18 protein-coding genes are annotated in these 16722 nt (G+C 70.9%); 9 read left to right on the top strand and 9 right to left on the bottom strand.

Annotated elements, in window-relative coordinates:
• Nucleotides 1-19: 19 nt before the first annotated feature.
• Entirely contained in the window at nucleotides 20-847 is an 828-nt protein-coding gene (locus tag Pdca_RS18720; RefSeq protein ID WP_085912806.1) for a TauD/TfdA dioxygenase family protein, read from the bottom strand.
• Between the two features lie 265 nt (nucleotides 848-1112).
• Between Pdca_RS18720 and Pdca_RS18715 the strand changes: the two genes are divergently transcribed.
• The 9 genes from Pdca_RS18715 to Pdca_RS18675 all read left to right on the top strand — a co-directional run bounded on the left by Pdca_RS18715 (nucleotide 1113) and on the right by Pdca_RS18675 (nucleotide 8610).
• Entirely contained in the window at nucleotides 1113-2255 is a 1143-nt protein-coding gene (locus Pdca_RS18715; RefSeq protein ID WP_158092148.1) for an acyl-CoA dehydrogenase family protein, read from the top strand.
• Nucleotides 2256-2310: 55 nt separating this feature from the next.
• Nucleotides 2311-3210: an alpha/beta fold hydrolase gene (locus Pdca_RS18710; RefSeq protein WP_158092149.1), complete on the top strand. Its 900-nt coding sequence runs from the start codon at nucleotides 2311-2313 to the stop codon at nucleotides 3208-3210.
• Nucleotides 3207-3527, top strand: coding sequence for a Dabb family protein (locus Pdca_RS18705; protein ID WP_085912809.1), 321 nt, complete (start codon nucleotides 3207-3209; stop codon nucleotides 3525-3527). The genes Pdca_RS18710 and Pdca_RS18705 overlap by 4 nt, the downstream gene beginning before the upstream one ends.
• Nucleotides 3524-4984, top strand: coding sequence for an aldehyde dehydrogenase family protein (locus Pdca_RS18700; protein WP_085912810.1), 1461 nt, complete (start codon nucleotides 3524-3526; stop codon nucleotides 4982-4984). Before Pdca_RS18705 ends, Pdca_RS18700 begins: the two co-directional genes overlap by 4 nt.
• Before the next feature lie 39 nt (nucleotides 4985-5023).
• Nucleotides 5024-5506: a VOC family protein gene (locus tag Pdca_RS18695; protein WP_085912811.1), complete on the top strand. Its 483-nt coding sequence runs from the start codon at nucleotides 5024-5026 to the stop codon at nucleotides 5504-5506.
• A complete protein-coding gene (locus Pdca_RS18690) occupies nucleotides 5503-5952 on the top strand; it encodes a VOC family protein (RefSeq protein ID WP_085912812.1) in 450 nt (149 codons plus the stop codon). Before Pdca_RS18695 ends, Pdca_RS18690 begins: the two co-directional genes overlap by 4 nt.
• Nucleotides 5953-6147: 195 nt before the next feature.
• A complete protein-coding gene (locus Pdca_RS18685) occupies nucleotides 6148-7284 on the top strand; it encodes an LLM class flavin-dependent oxidoreductase (RefSeq protein WP_158092150.1) in 1137 nt (378 codons plus the stop codon).
• Nucleotides 7281-7673 (top strand): nuclear transport factor 2 family protein, encoded by a 393-nt coding sequence (locus tag Pdca_RS18680; RefSeq protein ID WP_085912814.1) that lies wholly within the window; start codon nucleotides 7281-7283, stop codon nucleotides 7671-7673. The genes Pdca_RS18685 and Pdca_RS18680 overlap by 4 nt, the downstream gene beginning before the upstream one ends.
• A gap of 175 nt (nucleotides 7674-7848) precedes the next feature.
• Nucleotides 7849-8610 (top strand): FadR/GntR family transcriptional regulator, encoded by a 762-nt coding sequence (locus Pdca_RS18675; RefSeq protein ID WP_166665841.1) that lies wholly within the window; start codon nucleotides 7849-7851, stop codon nucleotides 8608-8610.
• Between the two features lie 19 nt (nucleotides 8611-8629).
• Here the strand turns inward: Pdca_RS18675 and Pdca_RS18670 are convergent, their stop codons facing one another.
• The 8 genes from Pdca_RS18670 to Pdca_RS18635 form a co-directional block, all read right to left on the bottom strand.
• Entirely contained in the window at nucleotides 8630-9385 is a 756-nt protein-coding gene (locus Pdca_RS18670) for a FadR/GntR family transcriptional regulator (protein ID WP_158092151.1), read from the bottom strand.
• Between the two features lie 152 nt (nucleotides 9386-9537).
• Entirely contained in the window at nucleotides 9538-10680 is a 1143-nt protein-coding gene (locus Pdca_RS18665) for a CaiB/BaiF CoA transferase family protein (RefSeq protein WP_085912817.1), read from the bottom strand.
• 43 nt (nucleotides 10681-10723) lie between these two features.
• A complete protein-coding gene (locus tag Pdca_RS18660; RefSeq protein WP_085912818.1) occupies nucleotides 10724-11602 on the bottom strand; it encodes a VOC family protein in 879 nt (292 codons plus the stop codon).
• Between the two features lie 84 nt (nucleotides 11603-11686).
• A complete protein-coding gene (locus Pdca_RS18655) occupies nucleotides 11687-12652 on the bottom strand; it encodes a substrate-binding domain-containing protein (RefSeq protein ID WP_085912819.1) in 966 nt (321 codons plus the stop codon).
• 76 nt (nucleotides 12653-12728) lie between these two features.
• A complete protein-coding gene (locus tag Pdca_RS18650; protein ID WP_085912820.1) occupies nucleotides 12729-13985 on the bottom strand; it encodes a cytochrome P450 in 1257 nt (418 codons plus the stop codon).
• Between the two features lie 75 nt (nucleotides 13986-14060).
• Entirely contained in the window at nucleotides 14061-15029 is a 969-nt protein-coding gene (locus Pdca_RS18645; protein WP_085912821.1) for a PDR/VanB family oxidoreductase, read from the bottom strand.
• A gap of 114 nt (nucleotides 15030-15143) precedes the next feature.
• Nucleotides 15144-15917, bottom strand: coding sequence for an ABC transporter permease (locus tag Pdca_RS18640; protein ID WP_125911464.1), 774 nt, complete (start codon nucleotides 15915-15917; stop codon nucleotides 15144-15146).
• Nucleotides 15902-16714 (bottom strand): ABC transporter permease, encoded by an 813-nt coding sequence (locus tag Pdca_RS18635; RefSeq protein ID WP_158092152.1) that lies wholly within the window; start codon nucleotides 16712-16714, stop codon nucleotides 15902-15904. Before Pdca_RS18635 ends, Pdca_RS18640 begins: the two co-directional genes overlap by 16 nt.
• Nucleotides 16715-16722: the final 8 nt, after the last annotated feature.

The raw sequence follows: 16722 nt of genomic DNA, 5'->3' as shown, positions 1-16722 counted from the left end.
GGAGGGACCCGCGCCGGCGTCACCAGTTGAGGGATTCGAGGACCAGACGCCGCAGGGTCCGCGGGTTGTGGTCGATCTGCCCGGTGCGGGCGTGCTGGACCGCCCAGTTGTTGAACAGCACGAGATCGTCGTTCGTGTAGTGGTGGGTGTAGATGTTGTCGTCGGCGTAGATCGCCGCGAACAGGGTCTGGATGAGCTCCTCGCCCCGCTCGGAGTGCACCCCGTACTCGACGATGTGGCTGGTGTTGAACTCGTTCACGAACAGCGCCCGCTCGCCGGTGTGCGGGACCGTGATCACCACGGGATGCTCGGCCGTCCGGATCGCGGACAGGTCGGCGTCGGCCGGGTAGTCGGCCAGCCGGACCCTTCGCTGCTCGGCCTCCTGCTCGTTCATGTCGAAGGCGTTGCAGGCGTGCAGGTCCTCGATCTCGTCCTTGATCTCCTGCGGCAGGTTCGCGTAGGCGCGGACCGTGTTGGCGAATGCGGTCGGCGGCGAGGTGGGGGAGACGTCCTGGGCATAGAGACAGGTGCCGGAGGCGACCGTCTCCCGGTACGCGCCGTCGTTGTGGAACAGCAGCCGGCGGCTGCCGGCGAGTGAGGGGTTGTCCTCGATGACGTTCGACAGGTACTCGACCTGGGCGCCCCACCGGAAGGTGTGCAGGTTCCCCAGGGTCATCACGAACCGGTCCTGGTCCTCGTCGCGCAGCTTCTGCCCGCGTACGAGGACCACGCCGCCACGGTCGAACGCCTCACGCAGGACGTCGACCTCGTCCGCGGCGAACGGTTGTGACATGTCCAGGTCCTGCAGCTCGACGCCGATGCTGTCGGTCAGGGGAACTGCCTTCATGGGAATCTCCCGGAGGTCGGGATCCGACCGGCAGGGGCCGGATCGTCGATACAGGATCAGGACCACTGAGGTTCAGTAGACCTGAGTGATGGCGACCGTACCGGCGCCCCTTCGCCGACGCAAACACAGGATGCCTGTTCACTAAGCCTGTGTATATTCCGCTCGCCACCGCTCGATGTCGAGGGCGACTCTCCCTTGTTCGGCGAGCTAATCATGCTTAGTATGATTATAAATAAGCCGGCCGATGACGCCCAGGAGGAACCGCATGGTGGTCACGACAGAGACCGCGGACCTGGTCCGCCTCGTCCAGACGTTCGCCACCGAGGTCGTGGCGCCGCGCGTCGCCGGTTACGACGCGGCCGAGCGACTCCCGCGCGACATCCTCGAGCAGATGCGCGATCTCGGTCTGTTCGGCGGGACCGTGCCCGAGGAGCTGGGCGGGGCCGGCCTGGACCACGTCACCTACGCCGCGGTGATCGAGGCGATGTCCACCGTGGACCACTGCCTGGGGGTGCTGATGAGCATGCCGTCGGCGCTGGTCGGGAGCGGATTGCTCGCGCACGGCACCCCTGAGCAGCAGAAGACCTGGCTGGTGCCGCTCGCGTCCGGCGAGATCTTCGGCGCGGCCGGGGTGACCGAGCCGCAGTCGGGTAGCGACGTGGCCGCGATGGAGACGACCTACCGCCGCGACGGCGACGGCTTCGTGATCCACGGTGCCAAGACCTGGATCACCAACATCGACATCGCGAGCTTCGTCGTCACCTTCGCCACCGTCGACCGGTCCCGGGGGCGGGACGGTGTGAGCGCCTTCGTGATCCCGATCGACACCCCGGGCCTGACCACCGCGCCGTTCGCCGACAAGCTGGGATTCCGGCCGCTCTGCAGCGGTGAGGTCTCGCTCGACGAGGTCCGGGTCGGTCCGGATGCATTGCTCGGCACCGAGGGGCAGGGCTATCGGATCGCGATGGCCGCCGTCGAGCGGGGCCGGCTCTCGGTGGCCGCCCGCGCGGTAGGGATGGCCCAGGGCTGCCTGGACGACTGCGTGCGCTACTCCCGGGAGCGGGTGGTCGGTGGCACCGCCATCGCCGACCACCAGCTGACCCGCGCCAAGCTGGCCCAGATGGCGGTGGAGATCCAGGCGGCGCGGCTGCTCGTCCGCGACTGCGCGGCGGCGATGGACGCGGGATCGAGAGCCCGCACCGAGGCCAGCATGGCCAAGCTCTACGCCTCCGACGTCGCACAACGGGTGGCGACCGAGGCGGTCCAGATCCACGGCGCCTACGGCGTCTCCCCGGAGTTCCGGGTCGGCAGGGCTTACCGGGACGCGAAGGTGTTCCAGCTGGTCGAGGGCACGAACGAGGTCCACCGGTTGCTGCTCGCCCGCTCCCTGCTGGGCCCGAACCGCTGACATCCGCGATCGCTCCACCGGGCCGGCGACGGCCCGTGGCACGGAAGGAAACGCTGTGGCACCACGTGACACCGTCTGGCTCGACCTGCTCGACGTCGGATTCGAGCAGAGGTTCTACGACGTCGGGGGGATCCGGACCCGCTGCATCGAGGCGGGGGAGGGTCCGCCGATCGTCTTCCTGCACGGCGGCGGCGGCCACGCCGAGACCTGGGTGCGCAACCTGGGGCCGCACAGCCCACACCGGCGGTGCTACGCGATCGACATGCTCGGGCACGGGCACACCGATGCCCCGGCGGACGCCGGGTACACCACCGACGAGGTGATCGACCACGTCGTCCGGTTCCTCGACATCGCGGGCATCGACCGCGCGGACTTCTGCGGCGAGTCCTTCGGCGGACGGGTGTCGGCGTGGATGGCGATCCGGCATCCCGACCGGGTGGGCAAGCTCGTCCTGAACACCTCCGGCGGGCTGCCCGCCACCGGCGACCGGCATCAGGTCGACGTGCAGGACCTGCTCGCGCGCACCACCGCCTCGCTGGAGGCGGGGACCGAGGAGGCCGTCCGCTCCCGGATGGAGTGGTTGTTCGCCGATCCCGGCCGGGTCCCGGACGAGTTCATCGCGATCAGGCAGGCCATCTACCGCAGGCCCGGGATCAAGAACTCGCTGACCACACTGTTCAGCAGGCTCTTCGATCCCGCGGATGCGAAGCGGTACTGGCTCACGCCCGAGCGGCTCGCCGGGATCGACGCTCCGGCACTGGTGATCTGGAGCGACCACAACCCGATCCACTCCTGGCAGGACGCTCGCGAGGGTTTCTCGCACATCCCCGACGTCCGCTTCCATCTGGTCAAGGACGCGGCGCACTGGCCGCAGTGGGAGCAGCCGGACGAGTACAACACCGTGCAGGTGGACTTCCTGCGCGGCATCGAGTCCGCGAACGAGGGGGCGGCATGAGCCCGGTCTTCCGGCACGTCGTGCTGATGAAGTTCCGGTCCCCGCTGGACGCAGACCAGGCGGACCGGGTGACACGGGCCCTCGACGACCTGGGAGCGCAGAGCCCGACCGTGCGGGCCATCAGCCACGGCCCGGACCTCGGGGTCCGGGCCGGTGGGCACGACTACGCACTGGTCGCCGACTTCGATGACGCACAGGGCTGGCAGGCCTACAGCGCGCATCCGGCCCACGACGTCGTCCGATCGGTGATGAAGGATCTCGTGGAGTCGCAGGTCGCCTGCCAGTTCGCCGTCGGTGACCCGGGCGACGGCGCATGAGCCGCTCCGCGGACCGCGCCGGGCTGCAGTTCGTCGGCGGTCACTGGATCGCCTCGACCGGCACCGGCACCGTCGCGGTGGAGAACCCGGCGACCACCGAGGTGCTGACCCGGGTGTGCCGGGGCACGCCGGACGACGTCGACGCGGCGGTGGCCGCAGCGGCCGCGGCCGCACCGATGTGGGCGGCGACAGCGCTCGACGAGCGGATCGCCGTCGTCCGACGCGCCGCCGCCCTGCTCGAGGAGCGGGCGGAGGAGATCGCGCGCACCGTCACCGCAGAGGTCGGCACGCCGCTGGAGGTCTCCCGGGCCGTCCAGGTCGGCCGTCCGATCCAGGTGCTCCGGGCGCTGGTGGACGCGGCGCCGCTGGTCCGGTGGATCGAGCAGATCGACGCGGCCCTCGTGGTCCGCGGGCCGCTGGGCGTCGTCGCGGCCGTCACCCCGTGGAACGTCCCGCTGCACCAGAGCGTCGCCAAGATCGGCGCGGCACTGCTGGCCGGGTGCACCGTGGTGCACAAGCCGTCCGAGGTCGCTCCGTCGAGCGCCTACGCGCTGGCCGATGCACTGGCGGAGGCAGGGCTCCCTGCCGGTGCCCACAACGTGATCACGGGACTGGGGGAGACGGTCGGGGAGGCGCTCGCCTGCCATCCCGGGATCGACGGGATCTCGTTCACCGGCTCGACGGCCGTCGGCAGGCGGATCGGGGCCGTCGCCGCGCAGAACATCACGCGGGTGGCCCTGGAGCTCGGGGGGAAGGGACCATCGATCGTCCTGCGTGGGGCGGATGTCGCGGCTGCGGCCGTCGCGACCGCCGCCCGCTGCTTCACGAACTCCGGTCAGATCTGTGCGGCCCTGTCCCGGCTGATCGTGCCGCGCGAGGAACTCGCGGTCGCCGAGCAGGCGCTGTCCGCCCACGTCGGGCGGCAGCGGCTGGGCGATCCGCTGGATCCCGCGACCACACTCGGCCCGCTCGTGTCCGGTGCCCAGCGTGCGAGGGTGCGGACGTTGATCGAGGCCGCCGTGGGCGACGGGGCCCGGGTGGTCGCCGGAGGGCCGGACGCGATCGTGCCGGAGACCGGGTACTTCGTGGCGCCCACGGTCCTGTCCGACGTGCACCCGGCGATGCCGATCGCCCGCACCGAGGTCTTCGGCCCGGTGCTGTGCGTGCTGCCCTACGAGACCGAGGACGAGGCCGTCGAGATCGCAGACGACAGCGAGTACGGCCTGGTCGGAGCGGTGTTCGGGGCCGACGACGAGCACGCCGCGATGGTGGCGTCCCGGCTGCGTCTGGGCATGGTCGGGGTGAACGGGGGCCGGCTCGACGTGCGGGCACCGTTCGGTGGGCACCGCCGATCCGGCATCGGTCGTGAGTTCGGCGTGCACGGGATCGAGGAGTTCCTGGAGACCACGACGATGAATTTCGCGGCCGCCGACCGGATCGTCCGTCCGGCCGTCTGACGGCCTGCGCCGTCACCAGAGCAAAGGAGGCGACACCACGTGTCCACCGCACAACCGGGGCCGCGCATCATCTGGCACGCCGGGTTCATCGTCGACGACCTCGACGCCGCGAAGGCCGAGCTGACCGCCGGGATCGGCCTGACCTGGGCGCCCGACCACGACATCCGCGGGCAGCGGCTCGACGGCCCGGACGGGCAGAGCTGGACGCTGGACTCGCGGGTCTGTTTCTCCACCGATCTTCCGCTCTCGGTCGAGCTGATCGAGCCGACCGCGGGGACCCCGAACGTCCGCCGGGGTGGATCGGCGTTCCATCACCTCGGCTACTGGGACACCGATCTCGTGGCGGAGGAGCACCGGCTGGCCGAGCTCGGCTACGGCTGCGTGATGTTCCGCGACGATCCGGAACAGGCCCTGCGCCGGATCCTGGTCACCGAGGGGCCCTACGACATCCTGCTCGAAGCCACCAACGCCCTGGTGAAGCGGCCGGGCCTGGAGGCCTTCTACCCGGAGGGACATCGATGATCTGGCACATCGCCTTCGCCGTCGACGATCTCGAGGAGGGGATGGCCGCGTTCGGCGATGCGCTGAACCTGAGCTGGAACCCGATCAAGAACTTCGAGGGGCGCAACGTGCACGCCGACGGTACGCCGTTCACGTTGCGGACCCGGCTGACCTTCGCCACCGCCGGACCGTGCGCGCTGGAGCTCTTCGAGTCCGTCCCGGGGACGCCGAACGAGCCGGCCCGGGGCACCGTGTTCCATCACATGGGCTACTGGACCGAGAACGTCGCCACCGAACGGGAGCGGCTCGAGCAGTGCGGCTGGTTCCACGCCGGCGGGCCGACCGAGGTGGAGTCACGCGCTGCGTTCTTCTCCAGCAGGCTGGGGGTGTTCTTCGAGGCCTGCAACGTCACCATCGACCGTCCGGGGCTGGAACGGTACTACCCCCTCCGGGCTCCCGGCGCCTGACTCCGGGACGGGGGCGTGCGCCGAGTTGACGGCGGCGCACGCCCTCTTTAATATGCACATGATATACATCACTGGGTGTCGATGACGATGCTCTGCGTGCTGCGGTGGTGCCCGTCCCCGGGTTCCCGGACGGTGGCGCGAGGAGTGCTCGGCTGTCCGCCCGGCCCGATCCGCTCCACCCGGAGGTACCGCACCGTGACCGACGCCGCCAGTCACCGCCAGCCGCTATTCGATGGTCTCGACCGTCTCAAGCTCGGCGTGTTCCACATGAACTGCACCCGTGGAGCCACCCCGTCGACCGCCGAGGGCACCATCTCACCGCTCGACTGGGGGCAGCAGGTCCGGATCGCCCGGCTCGCCGAGGACGCGGGCCTCGACGCCTTCATCCCGATCGCCCGGTGGCGGGGCTACGGCGGGCCGTCGGGCTTCAACGACGAGCAGTACGAGCCGATCCCGTGGGCCGCGGGGCTGAGCGCGCTCACCGAGCGCATCGCGGTCTTCGCCACCGCGCACGTCCCGCTCATCCACCCGGTCCGGCTGGCCAAGGAGGTCGCGACGATCGACCACATCTCCGGCGGCCGGTTCTGCCTGAACGTGGTGGCCGGCTGGAACAAGCGCGAGCTGGACATGTTCGGCGTCGACCTCGTCCCGCAGGAGGAGCGTTACGAGGTCGCGGCGGAGTGGACCAGCTTCCTGGAGCGGCTCTGGGCCGAGGACGAGGAGTTCGACGTCGCCGGGAAGTACTTCCGGGCCGAGCGGGTGCTCAGTGCGCCGAAGCCGATCCAGCGACCCCGGGTGCCGATCATGAGCGCTGGATCGAGCCCTGCCGGGATCGCCTTCGCCGCCGCGCACGCCGACATCTGCTTCGCGGCCGCGAACTCCCCGGAGGACCTGCAGCCGCTGGTCGCGCGGATCAAGGAGGCCGCGGCGGAGCGCGGCCGGACGGTGTCGGTGTGGACCCAGGCCGGCGTGCTGTGTGGCGAGACCGAGGCCGAGGCCACCCGCCGGTACGAGCACGTGGTGCGCGAGCAGGGCGACCTGGAGGCCGTGACCAACCAGATGACCATGCTGATGGGCGGCGACAGCCGGACGCTCGACTTCGCGCTCGATCCGGCCATGCTGGAGCGGATGGTGGCGATGCAGCACGCCTACCAGCTGTTCGGCACGCCCGAGCAGATCGTCAAGGAGATGCAGCAGCTGGCGGACATCGGCATCGACGGCCTCGCCCTGATGTGGCCGGACTACGAACGCGGGATCTCCGAGTTCCGCGACCAGGTGCTGCCACTCGCGGTGCAGGCCGGACTCCGGGCCGGTGCGCAGGTGCAGCGATGAGCGCCCCCGCCGAGGTCGTCGCGGCCTTCTTCGACGACGTCAACGCCGGTGAGTTCGGGTCGGCCTTCGGGCGGATGGCGCCGGACGCGGAGTTCTGGATCGCCGGCCGTGAGTGGTCGGTCGGCGGAACCTACGACCGGGACGGGGCCCTCGCGGTGGTCGGCAGCAGGATCGGCCCGGCGCTGGCCGGGCCGCTGCAGATCGCCGTGCGCGGGGTGACGGCCGACGGCGAGCGGGTCGCCGTCGAGGCCGACGTGACCGCGCCGACCCGGGACGGGCGTCGTTACGAGAACCAGTACCACTTCCTGTTCGTCGTCCGGGACGACGTGATCGTCACCGTGAAGGAGTACCAGGACACGCTGCACGCGAGCCTGCTGATCTGTCCCTGATCTCCGTTGTCCGGAGTCGTGTGGGCACCCGGCCACCGGTCGCCCGTCCAGCGCCCCGGGATGATGACGGCGAGAAACGATGCTTATGATGTGACGATCATCGGTTCCGCGGTGCCGGTCCGATGTCGGACCAGCACCGCGGGACCGACGGCAGCAGGTGTCGAGGGGGATGGGAATGGCTGGTCCGGCCGCCCGGGCGATGAAGCAGTCCGAGATCGTGGCGAGGCAGATCGTCGCGCAGATCCTCGGGGACCGCCTCGCCGAAGGGACCAGGCTGCCGACGGAGCGCGCGATGCTCGAGACCTACCAGGTCGGGCGGAGCACCCTGCGTGAGGCACTGCGGATGCTGGAGAGCCGGGGGATCCTCAGTATCCGCACAGGGCGTGACGGGGGGCCGGTCGTGCGGCGGCCACGAGCGTCCGACCTCGGCGAGGCGATGACCCTCATCCTGCAGTTCGAGGGGATCGAGTTCGCCGAGGTGTTCGCGGCCCGCCAGGCGCTGGAGCCGATCCTCGCCGGGCTGGCCGCGGAGCACGCCGAACACTCCGAGCTGGAGGAGCTGCGCGGGTGCGTGGACCGGATGGCGTCGTCGCTCGACGAGTCGGCGGTGTTCCACGCGGAGAACCTGCGCTTCCACGAGCTCGTCGCGCGGGCGGCCGGGAGTCCGGTGCTGGAACTGATCAGCCACGCGGTCGAGTGGGTGGCCGACGGCATCGCCTTCGGGGCGGTGGACGCCGGCTTCAGCCAGGGAGCGCGCCAGGTGGCGCTGACCTGGCACGAGCGCATCCACGCTGCGATCGCCGCCGGTGACGCGGTGGCCGCGACCGCAGCGATGGAAGGTCACCTGGAGGACTCCCGCGAGGCGTGGATGTCGCGCTACAGCGACCTGACCCAGCGGCTCGTCGAGTGGACGCCGCTCACCGAGGCACCCGCCTGACCGGTACCCGGGTGGTCGGTCAGTCCGCGCGACGCGCCCCGGCCCGGTGGCCCCGGAGCTCCCCGGGCCGGTCCCGGACCCGGGCCGGCACCACAGCGACCAGCTCGTCGGCGGCAGCGGCAGCGGCATCCGCGTCGCCACGCTCCACCGCGTCGTACAGCCGGTGGTGCAGCCGGGTGACCTCGACCCGGTCCGCTCGCAGGTCGCGCCCACCGGTGGGCGCACGGTCGGCCCGTACCCCGTCCAGCACCGAGTTCAGGGTGCTCAGCAGCATCGCCAGCACCGGGTTCTGCGCCGATCCCAGCAGGATGGCGTGGAACCGGCGGCATTCCTCCTCGAACACCGGGATCTGCTCGACGTAGAGGTCCATCCGGTCGAGGCATTCGCGCATGGCAGCGAGCTCGACGGTGGTCACCTGCCCGGCTGCGATGCGGACGAGGCGGGGGAACAGCGCGCGCTCGGCGGCCGAGATCTGCTCCGGGGCGACCCGGTTGAACCGGAGGACCAGGTCCATCGACTCGCCGAGGTCGGACGGCCGCGGGTGCCGCACCACCGGACCGCCCTCACGGCCGGTCTTGATGGTGAGTACCCCGCGGCTCTCCAGCAGCCGCAGCGCCTCACGCAGGGTGCTGCGCCCGACCCGGTACTCCTCGATCATCGTCTTCTCCGGCGGCAGGCGGGCGCCCTCGGCCAGTCCGTCGGCGATGATCTGCCGGGAGAGTTGGCGCGCGACGATCTCCGACTGCTTCATCGCCCGGCGAGCGGGTCCTGGCACCTGTGACCTCCCCAGCGGGGGCAGGAGGCTGCCCGCCCGCAGTACGTGGCCGGGCGCGGGCCCGACCGGTTCGCCCCGCCGTGGCGGTGATCCGATCATTGTGCCAGGTGGGAGGGGGACGACACCGGGTGCCACGCAGAGCCCGGGCGCGCTCAGGGACCGTTGAGCACGTCGGTGGTGTGTTCGCCGATGGTGGGGGCCGGGCGCGGGTCGTCGAGGGGCAGGCCGTCGAACAGGAAGGGCGCTCGCACCCGGCGCACGGCACCCTCGGTGGGGTGCTGCTCGACGACGACGGTCCCGGCCTTCAGCAGATGCGGATCGGTGAGCAGGTCGTCGAACGAGTGCACCCGGCTCGCCGGGACGTCGAGCCGCTCGAAGATCTCCAGCCACTCGCCGGTCGTCCGGCCCAGCAGCTGCTCGGCCAGCCAGCCGTACACCTCGTCGATGTGCAGCGACCGGCCGGCCACCGTGGTGTAGGACGGATCGGCGGCCAGGTCCTCCCGGCCGAGCCAGTCCAGGAACGCCGACCAGTGCCGGTCGGTGTAGAGCATGACGCCGACGTGACCGTCGGCGGTGCGGTAGGGCCGGCGTGACGGTGACATGGTCCGCGGGTACAGCGGCGGGCCCTGCGGTGGTTCGAAGGTCAGCCCGCCCAGCTGCTCCACCGTGGTGTATGCGACCATCGTCTCGAACATCGGGATCCGCACCGACCGTGACGGATGGCCGGTGGTGCGCCCCAGCAGCGCGGCACACACCGCCAGCGCGGCGTAGAGCCCCGCGGTCTTGTCCGCCACCGCGGAGCGCACGTACTCGGGTTCCTCCCCGCGCCCCTGCACCCAGGCCAGGCCGGAGATCGATTGGGTGGTGTCGTCGTAGGCCGGACGGTCCTCGTAGGGGCCGGGGCCGTAGCCGACGATCTCGCACAGCAGCGCCTCGGACCCGGCCGCAGCCAGCCCCGCCTCGGTGAGCCGGATGCGGGCGGCCGCTGCCGGGCGCATGTTGTGCACCACCGCGTCGTAGCGGGGGAGCAGCCCGGTGAGCCGGTCCCGGTCCCGCTCGGTGCGCAGGTCCAGCACGATGCTGCGCTTGCCGGCGTTGAGACCGAGGAAGATCGGCGTCATCGTGTCGTTGCGGCCGCGCATCAGGGACCTTGTGATGTCGCCTGCCGGCGGCTCGACCTTGTCCACCGACGCACCCAGCTGCGCGAGCAACAGCGTGCAGTACGGGCCGGACATGGTTCCGGTGAGGTCCAGGACGCGGAGTCCGGTCAGGGGGCCGGGGACGGTGTCGGTCATCGGTCGCTGCTCGATTCGTGCTCGGGTCGTTCTCGGTGGTTCCTCAGTAGTCGGCGGGCGGCTGCCACACGTCCTTCGCCTGCAGGACGCGGGCGAACCGGCCCGGCCGGTGGCCCGGTTCGACCCGGGCGTGTCCGTGGCAGAACTCGATGCCGAGGCCCTCGGGGAGCCCCTCGAAGTAGAACCCGATCGAGCTCGACGGTGCGTGCTTGAGCAGATCGTCGCGCAGCTCGTGGCCGGACCGCTGAACGATCGCCCGCGCCCGCATGACGTCGTCGAAGGTCTCGGTCTGGAAACAGAGGTGGTCGACCCGGGGCGGGCCCGGGCGGGCCTGGAGCACCAGCGAGTGGTGGAAGCGGTCGGTGGCGTGCAGGAAGACCGAGGTCTCCTCGATCCAGTCGGACTCCCGCAGACCGAGTACCTCGGTGTAGAAGTGCAGTGACTTCTGCAGGTCGCCCACGGCGATCGCGGTGTGCAGGATGCGCTCGAGCTGCACCCAGCGGGGCGCGCGGGGCCACGGAGCGGCGAGCATCCCGCGGAAGAGCTCGATGGTGGTCCCGTCCGGGTCGGCGAGCCGCAGCAGCTGGTCGACCCGGTCGTCGGCGACCGGCGACGCGCTGTACTCGAACGCCACACCCGCCTCGTCCAGCACCGTCTCGGCCCTGGCGAACGTCACCTCGTCGTCGAGCTCGAAACCGATGGTGCGCAGTCCCCGCGGTACCCCGTCGTCGGAGCGCAGCACGACCCAGTGGTGGTCACCGCCGCTGCCCAGGTGGACGGCGTCGTCGGTCCGCTGGTTGACCTGGAGCTGCACCTGGCGCACGAACATCTCGGTCGCGATCGCGAGATCGTCGACCTGCAGGACCACGTAGCCCAGCCGGTGCGCCAGCCGTGGTGTCGAAGGGTCGTTCTCGGTGGGCATGGGGCGCTCCTCGTTCCGTGTCACGGTCGCGCCGGGCTGCCGGCGCGGTGCTGTGTCGTGTCGTGTGGTGCTTGCTGTGCGATCTCAGGTTCGTGCGAAGTAGTCGTCGAGCGGCAGGTCGTCCCACAGCAGGCCCTGCTCGTGCAGGTACCGGTGCAGCGTGGTGAGGGTGGGCAGGTTGTCGGCGATGCCGTAGGGCCAGGGGTCCGGCCCGAAGACCGCGGCCTGCTCCTCGACGGCGGCCAGCGTCCACGGCAGTGTCACGTACGACACGCTGGGCGACCGGAGCCGCGCCAACGCCATCTGCTTGGCGCGTTCGAACGCGGCCAGCACGGTCGGCACCTCGTCCGGGCGGGACTCGACGAACTCCCGGCGCAGGACGAGCACGTGCATGATCGGGAAGATGCCGGTGCGCCGGTAGTAGTCGCGTTCGACGGCGACGTGATCGGCGAACAGCCGCCGGATCCCCGGCGGGCGCGGATCGAGGCCGGCCGCGGTGATCACGGCGTCCAGCTCGCCGGTGACCAGCTGGGCCGGCAGCGGGATCGACCGGTTCGCCCTGGTGATCTCGACGTCGCCGGGAACCCGGAGGAGCTCCTCGCTCAGCGAGGCCGGATCGCGGCCGGTGAACCAGCGGACGTCGGACGGTGCCAAGCTGTCCTCGTCCTGGAAGGTCCCCCGCAGCCAGACCGCCATGGTCATGCCGTACTCGGCCAGCCCCACCCGGCGGCCGGCCAGATCGGCCGGGGTGTGCAGGTCGGAGTCGGCCGCGACCCACACGTTGCCGTGCCGGAAGGTCCGTGAGATCCAGACCGGCAGGGCCACCAGGTCGCTGCGCTCCTTCAGACGGGACCGCCGGGTCATGTAGAAGGAGATCGACATCTCGCCGCCGTCGGCGTCGGTGTCGTGCGACAGCGCCTCGAACGCCGCCTTCGCCCCGGGCAGGTAGCGCGGGTTGATCTCGATCCCCAGCTCACGCCCGGCCGCGGGCAGGGTGCTGACTCGGTCGTACTCGCCACCGAACAGCAGCGTCACCGGGCGGGTCGCCATCGGAATCTCTCGCCTCTCACCATCGTCGGGGTCCACCGGGACGAGCATCTCGCCGGACGGGTGGACACGTATCGGGTCACCGGCCGCCGGCGGTCCCGGGGGCCGGCATCACCACGTCGTACCGGGTGTGCCGGCGCCCGCCGTCGGGGCCGCTCTCCAGTTGCAGGCCCGCCGGGTCCGGGCGGACGCCTGCCACCAACAGGAACCGGAGCACCTTCACGAGCAGGCCCTGGGCGTCCTCGTCGCCCTGATCCCACAGCAGCAGTGGCCGGCCCAGGCAGACGTGCGCGCCGCCGCCGAGGCCGATGCCGAACGGCGCGACCGTGGGATCCACCGGGCACCGGTTCAGGTCGTAGCGGTCGGCGTCGGCGCCGAACATCGAGGGATCGTGGTTGGCAGCGTCCAGCCACAGCGACACCCATGTGCCCTCCGGGATCTCCCGCCCGCTCGACTCCAGCACGGAGTCCTTCGCGGCGATCCGCACGACGTGCGGCCGGGAGGACCGGTGCAGCCGCATCGTCTCCTTGACCGCGCGCCCGAGGAACTCCTTCTCGCCGATCCGGCGGAGGTCCTCGGGGCGATCGGTGAGCCAGCGGGAGGCGTCGTCGAGCGCCCACGCGATCTGCGACACCGGGTTGTTCACCGCGGCCGCCAGCAGAGCGACCAGCTCGCGGAAGATCAGCTCGACGTCGGGGTCGTCGCTCTGGGTGAGCATGCTGGTGATGAGGTCGTGCGGCAGGTCGCCGGTCCCGCCGTCGTTCCGGGCGGCCTTGATCAGCCGGCGCCGGCGTTCGAGGCTGGGATCGAACATCTCGGCGCGGATTCGAGCCCGGTTGGTGCGTGCCGCGGCGAGGATCTCCGCATGCCGCTCCTCGGGCTGGTATTCGAGTGTGAGCCCCTCCAGCACCGGCTCGACGAGCTCCTGGAACCGCTCGACCTGGGCCGGGTCGTCGATGTCGTCCAGGCCGACGAGCGCGGCGGTGACCCGCCAGATCACCCGTCGCCCCAGGTCGACGAGGTCGAAGCGGATGTCTCCCGAACGGGGTTCGTGGGCCCGCACGATCCGCTCCAGGTGGCGCCGGAAGACCTCGTCGACCAGCGACCCCTCGGCGCCCCACGGTTGGTCGGCGCTGATCATCTTCATCAGGCCGCGCCGGCGGGCGAGGTGCTCGCGGCCGTCGATCGCGACCAGGGTGCCGTGGACGAACTCGTCCGAGCCCGCCTTGGTCCCGCCGAGCACGAAGTCGCGCCCGCGCCGGAAGACCTCCTCCACCTCGCGGAAGTCCGTGAGGTGGACGAAGGTGTCGTGGTCCCAGGCTGTGCTCCGGGTCATCGCTCGATCACGTCCTCGTTCGCAACGGTGGTTGTGGCCGGCCGCCGGTGGGAGCCGGGTGTGGTGCGCCGCGGGTCAGAGATCGAGGACCAGCCTGGGGGAGCGGGACCGGCCGACGCAGATCAGCATGGTGCCGTCCTCGTCGTGCTCCTCGGGGGTCATCATCGTCCCGCGGTGGTCGGGACTGCCCTCGATGACGCGGCTCTCGCAGCTGCCGCAGTACCCCTCCTGGCAGGAGAAGTCGATGTCGCTGCGGACGTCGCGGACGACCTCGAGCAGGGTCTGGTCCGCGCCGACCGTCAGCGTCAGCCCGGACCGGCGCAGCTCCACCTCGAATGCGGTCTCCCCGTCCACCGGCGGGGGCGGGGCCTCGCCCGCGGCGAAGCGCTCGATGTGCAGCCGGTCGGTGATGCCGATCGCCTCGCACGCCTTTCCGATGGCGTCGAGCAGTCCCTCGGGGCCGCAGCAGTACACGTGCGTGCCCGGTTCGACGTCCGCGAGTGCCCGGACCACGTCGATCAGGCCGTCGACGTCCTGCGGGACGAGTGTGACCCGATCCCCGTGGCGTTCGGTGAGCTCTCCGGCGAAGACCATGGAGGCCGCCGAACGGCCGCCGTAGAGCAGCGACCAGTCCGCACCGCGACGCTCGGCCTCGACGATCATCGCCGTGACCGGGGTGATGCCGATGCCGCCCGCGACGAACAGGAAACGCGGCGCGGGCACCAGCTCGAAGTGGTTGCGCGGCCCGCTGATCGTCAGTTCGGTGCCGACAGTCAGGGCATCGTGGACCTCGGCCGATCCGCCACGCCCGGCCGCCTCGCGCAGCACACAGACGGTGTAGGCGGTGGTGTCCGAGGAGTCACCGCACAGCGAGTACTGCCGGGAGAGGCCCGACGCCAGGTGCAGGTCGACGTGTGCGCCGGCGTCCCAGTCCGGGAGCTTGCCCTCCTCGACCGGCTCGAGCACCAGCCGGACCACGTCGTCGGTGAGGTGTGCGGCCTCGGCGACGCGGACCAGTGTGCGACGAGCGGCGTTCTGCTCCATTCGGACTCCTTCGACCGGAGGTCATGTCGCGTGGGCACGCCCACCGCGCACCCACAACACTAGTTATCATGATGATAGTTTTGCGCCGACATTTCAAGGGTGCGGCCGGACGGCTCACCCGCGGGCGGGCATCCAGCGGAGCAGCCTGCGGTCCGCGGCCGAGACCAGCCCGTCCAGTGCCCAGGCGATGATGACGACCGCGACCAGCGCCGCCCAGATCTGGTTGACGTCGAGGCGTTCCTGGCCGAGGACGGTCAGGTACCCGAGCCCGACCGACGCGCCGACGAACTCCGCCGCGATTGCGGCCTGGAACGCGTATCCGAGTGTGACCCGCGCGGTGCTCACCACCCAGATCGCCAGTGACGGGCCGTAGACGTCCCGGATCGTCTGCGGCATCCCGGCGCCCAGCAGGCGGACGTTGGCGAGCAGGTCGGCATCGACCTCCCGGAACCCGGACGACACGGTGAGGATCACCGGCACGCTGATCACCATGGCGACCATCGTGACCTTGGAGGTCAGGTCGAAGCCGAGCCAGATCGCCAGGAAGGGGTAGAGGATCAGCCGTGGCATCCCGTTGAAGAACGCCAGGTACGGCCCGGCGACCCGGTTCGCGAACGATGACAGGCCGAGCACGGTGCCGACCACGACACCGACCGCCATGCCGATCGCCCAGCCGATCAGGAGGACCTGCAGGGTCGCCACGGCGCCCTCGAGCAGGGTGCCGTCCTGCAGCCAGGCGGACAGTTGCGCGCCGGTGTCCCACGGGCTGCCGAAGGAGAAGTCGTCCAGCCAGCCGGAGACCGACCCCCACGCCCAGATCCCGATCAGCGCCACGACCAGCCCCAGCTGCGCCAGCGGCATCAGGGTGGCTCTCAGAAGACGCGCCACTGGGTGTACCTCCTCTCGACGAGCACCAGCAGTTGGTCGACCAGCACCGCCAGTACCGCGACCGTGACGATCCCGGCGATGACCGCCGACGGATCCAGGGTCTGCTGGGCGAGCGCGATCCGGTACCCGATACCGCTGTTCGATCCCAGGTACTCCGAGACGACCGCGGCGGTGAGCGCCCAGGCCGACGACAGCCGCAGGCTGGAGATCAGCCAGCCGACGATCGACGGCAGGTAGACGTCGAGAACGATCCGTCCCCGGGTGGCGCCGAGCACGCGGGCGTTGTCCAGCAGGACGTGGTCGATGCTGCGCACCCCGGAGTAGACGCCGTAGAAGATCAGGAAGAAGATGCCGGCCGCCACGAACAGCACCTTCGAGGTGATGCTGAACCCGAGCCAGAGGATGAACAGCGGGGCGAGCACGATCTTGGGCAGCGCGTTCGCCATCGCGATGAACGGGGCGAGGAAGCGGTCCAGGAAGGGCAGCGGGACGATGACCGCGACCAGGATCACCGCGATCAGCACACCGAGCCCGTAGCCGAGTGCGGCCTCCAGGCCGGTGAGCCCGACGTCCAGCCAGAACGCGGAGTCGGCGAACCACTCGGCGAGCTGGTCCACCACCCCGGCCGGGCTGCCGACGAGGTTGATCCACACGTCGTCGCGGGCGAGCAGCGCCCAGCCACCGAGCAGGACGGCGAGCAGGGTGAGCTGGGTGCTGACCACGGCGACGGTCGTCCGGCGCCGGGCGCGTCGCCGGTCCGCGGACCGGTCGGCCGGGCCCCCGGATGGATCGGTCACGGGCCGGG

This window comes from Pseudonocardia autotrophica (genome assembly GCF_003945385.1).
GTDB lineage: Bacteria > Actinomycetota > Actinomycetes > Mycobacteriales > Pseudonocardiaceae > Pseudonocardia > Pseudonocardia autotrophica.
Note: the sequence above shows the minus strand (reverse complement) of the source record. Positions and strands in the feature narration are given on the sequence as shown.

Excerpts from the sequence above, each read along its gene's own strand:
- Pdca_RS18720 (WP_085912806.1), bottom strand. The coding sequence starts at position 847 with ATGAAGGCAGTTCCCCTGACCGACAGCATCGGCGTCGAGCTGCAGGAC.
- Pdca_RS18715 (WP_158092148.1), top strand. The coding sequence starts at position 1,113 with ATGGTGGTCACGACAGAGACCGCGGACCTGGTCCGCCTCGTCCAGACG.
- Pdca_RS18705 (WP_085912809.1), top strand. The coding sequence starts at position 3,207 with ATGAGCCCGGTCTTCCGGCACGTCGTGCTGATGAAGTTCCGGTCCCCG.
- Pdca_RS18700 (WP_085912810.1), top strand. The coding sequence starts at position 3,524 with ATGAGCCGCTCCGCGGACCGCGCCGGGCTGCAGTTCGTCGGCGGTCAC.
- Pdca_RS18690 (WP_085912812.1), top strand. The coding sequence starts at position 5,503 with ATGATCTGGCACATCGCCTTCGCCGTCGACGATCTCGAGGAGGGGATG.
- Pdca_RS18680 (WP_085912814.1), top strand. The coding sequence starts at position 7,281 with ATGAGCGCCCCCGCCGAGGTCGTCGCGGCCTTCTTCGACGACGTCAAC.
- Pdca_RS18675 (WP_166665841.1), top strand. The coding sequence starts at position 7,849 with ATGGCTGGTCCGGCCGCCCGGGCGATGAAGCAGTCCGAGATCGTGGCG.
- Pdca_RS18665 (WP_085912817.1), bottom strand. The coding sequence starts at position 10,680 with ATGACCGACACCGTCCCCGGCCCCCTGACCGGACTCCGCGTCCTGGAC.
- Pdca_RS18660 (WP_085912818.1), bottom strand. The coding sequence starts at position 11,602 with ATGCCCACCGAGAACGACCCTTCGACACCACGGCTGGCGCACCGGCTG.
- Pdca_RS18655 (WP_085912819.1), bottom strand. The coding sequence starts at position 12,652 with ATGGCGACCCGCCCGGTGACGCTGCTGTTCGGTGGCGAGTACGACCGA.
- Pdca_RS18650 (WP_085912820.1), bottom strand. The coding sequence starts at position 13,985 with ATGACCCGGAGCACAGCCTGGGACCACGACACCTTCGTCCACCTCACG.
- Pdca_RS18645 (WP_085912821.1), bottom strand. The coding sequence starts at position 15,029 with ATGGAGCAGAACGCCGCTCGTCGCACACTGGTCCGCGTCGCCGAGGCC.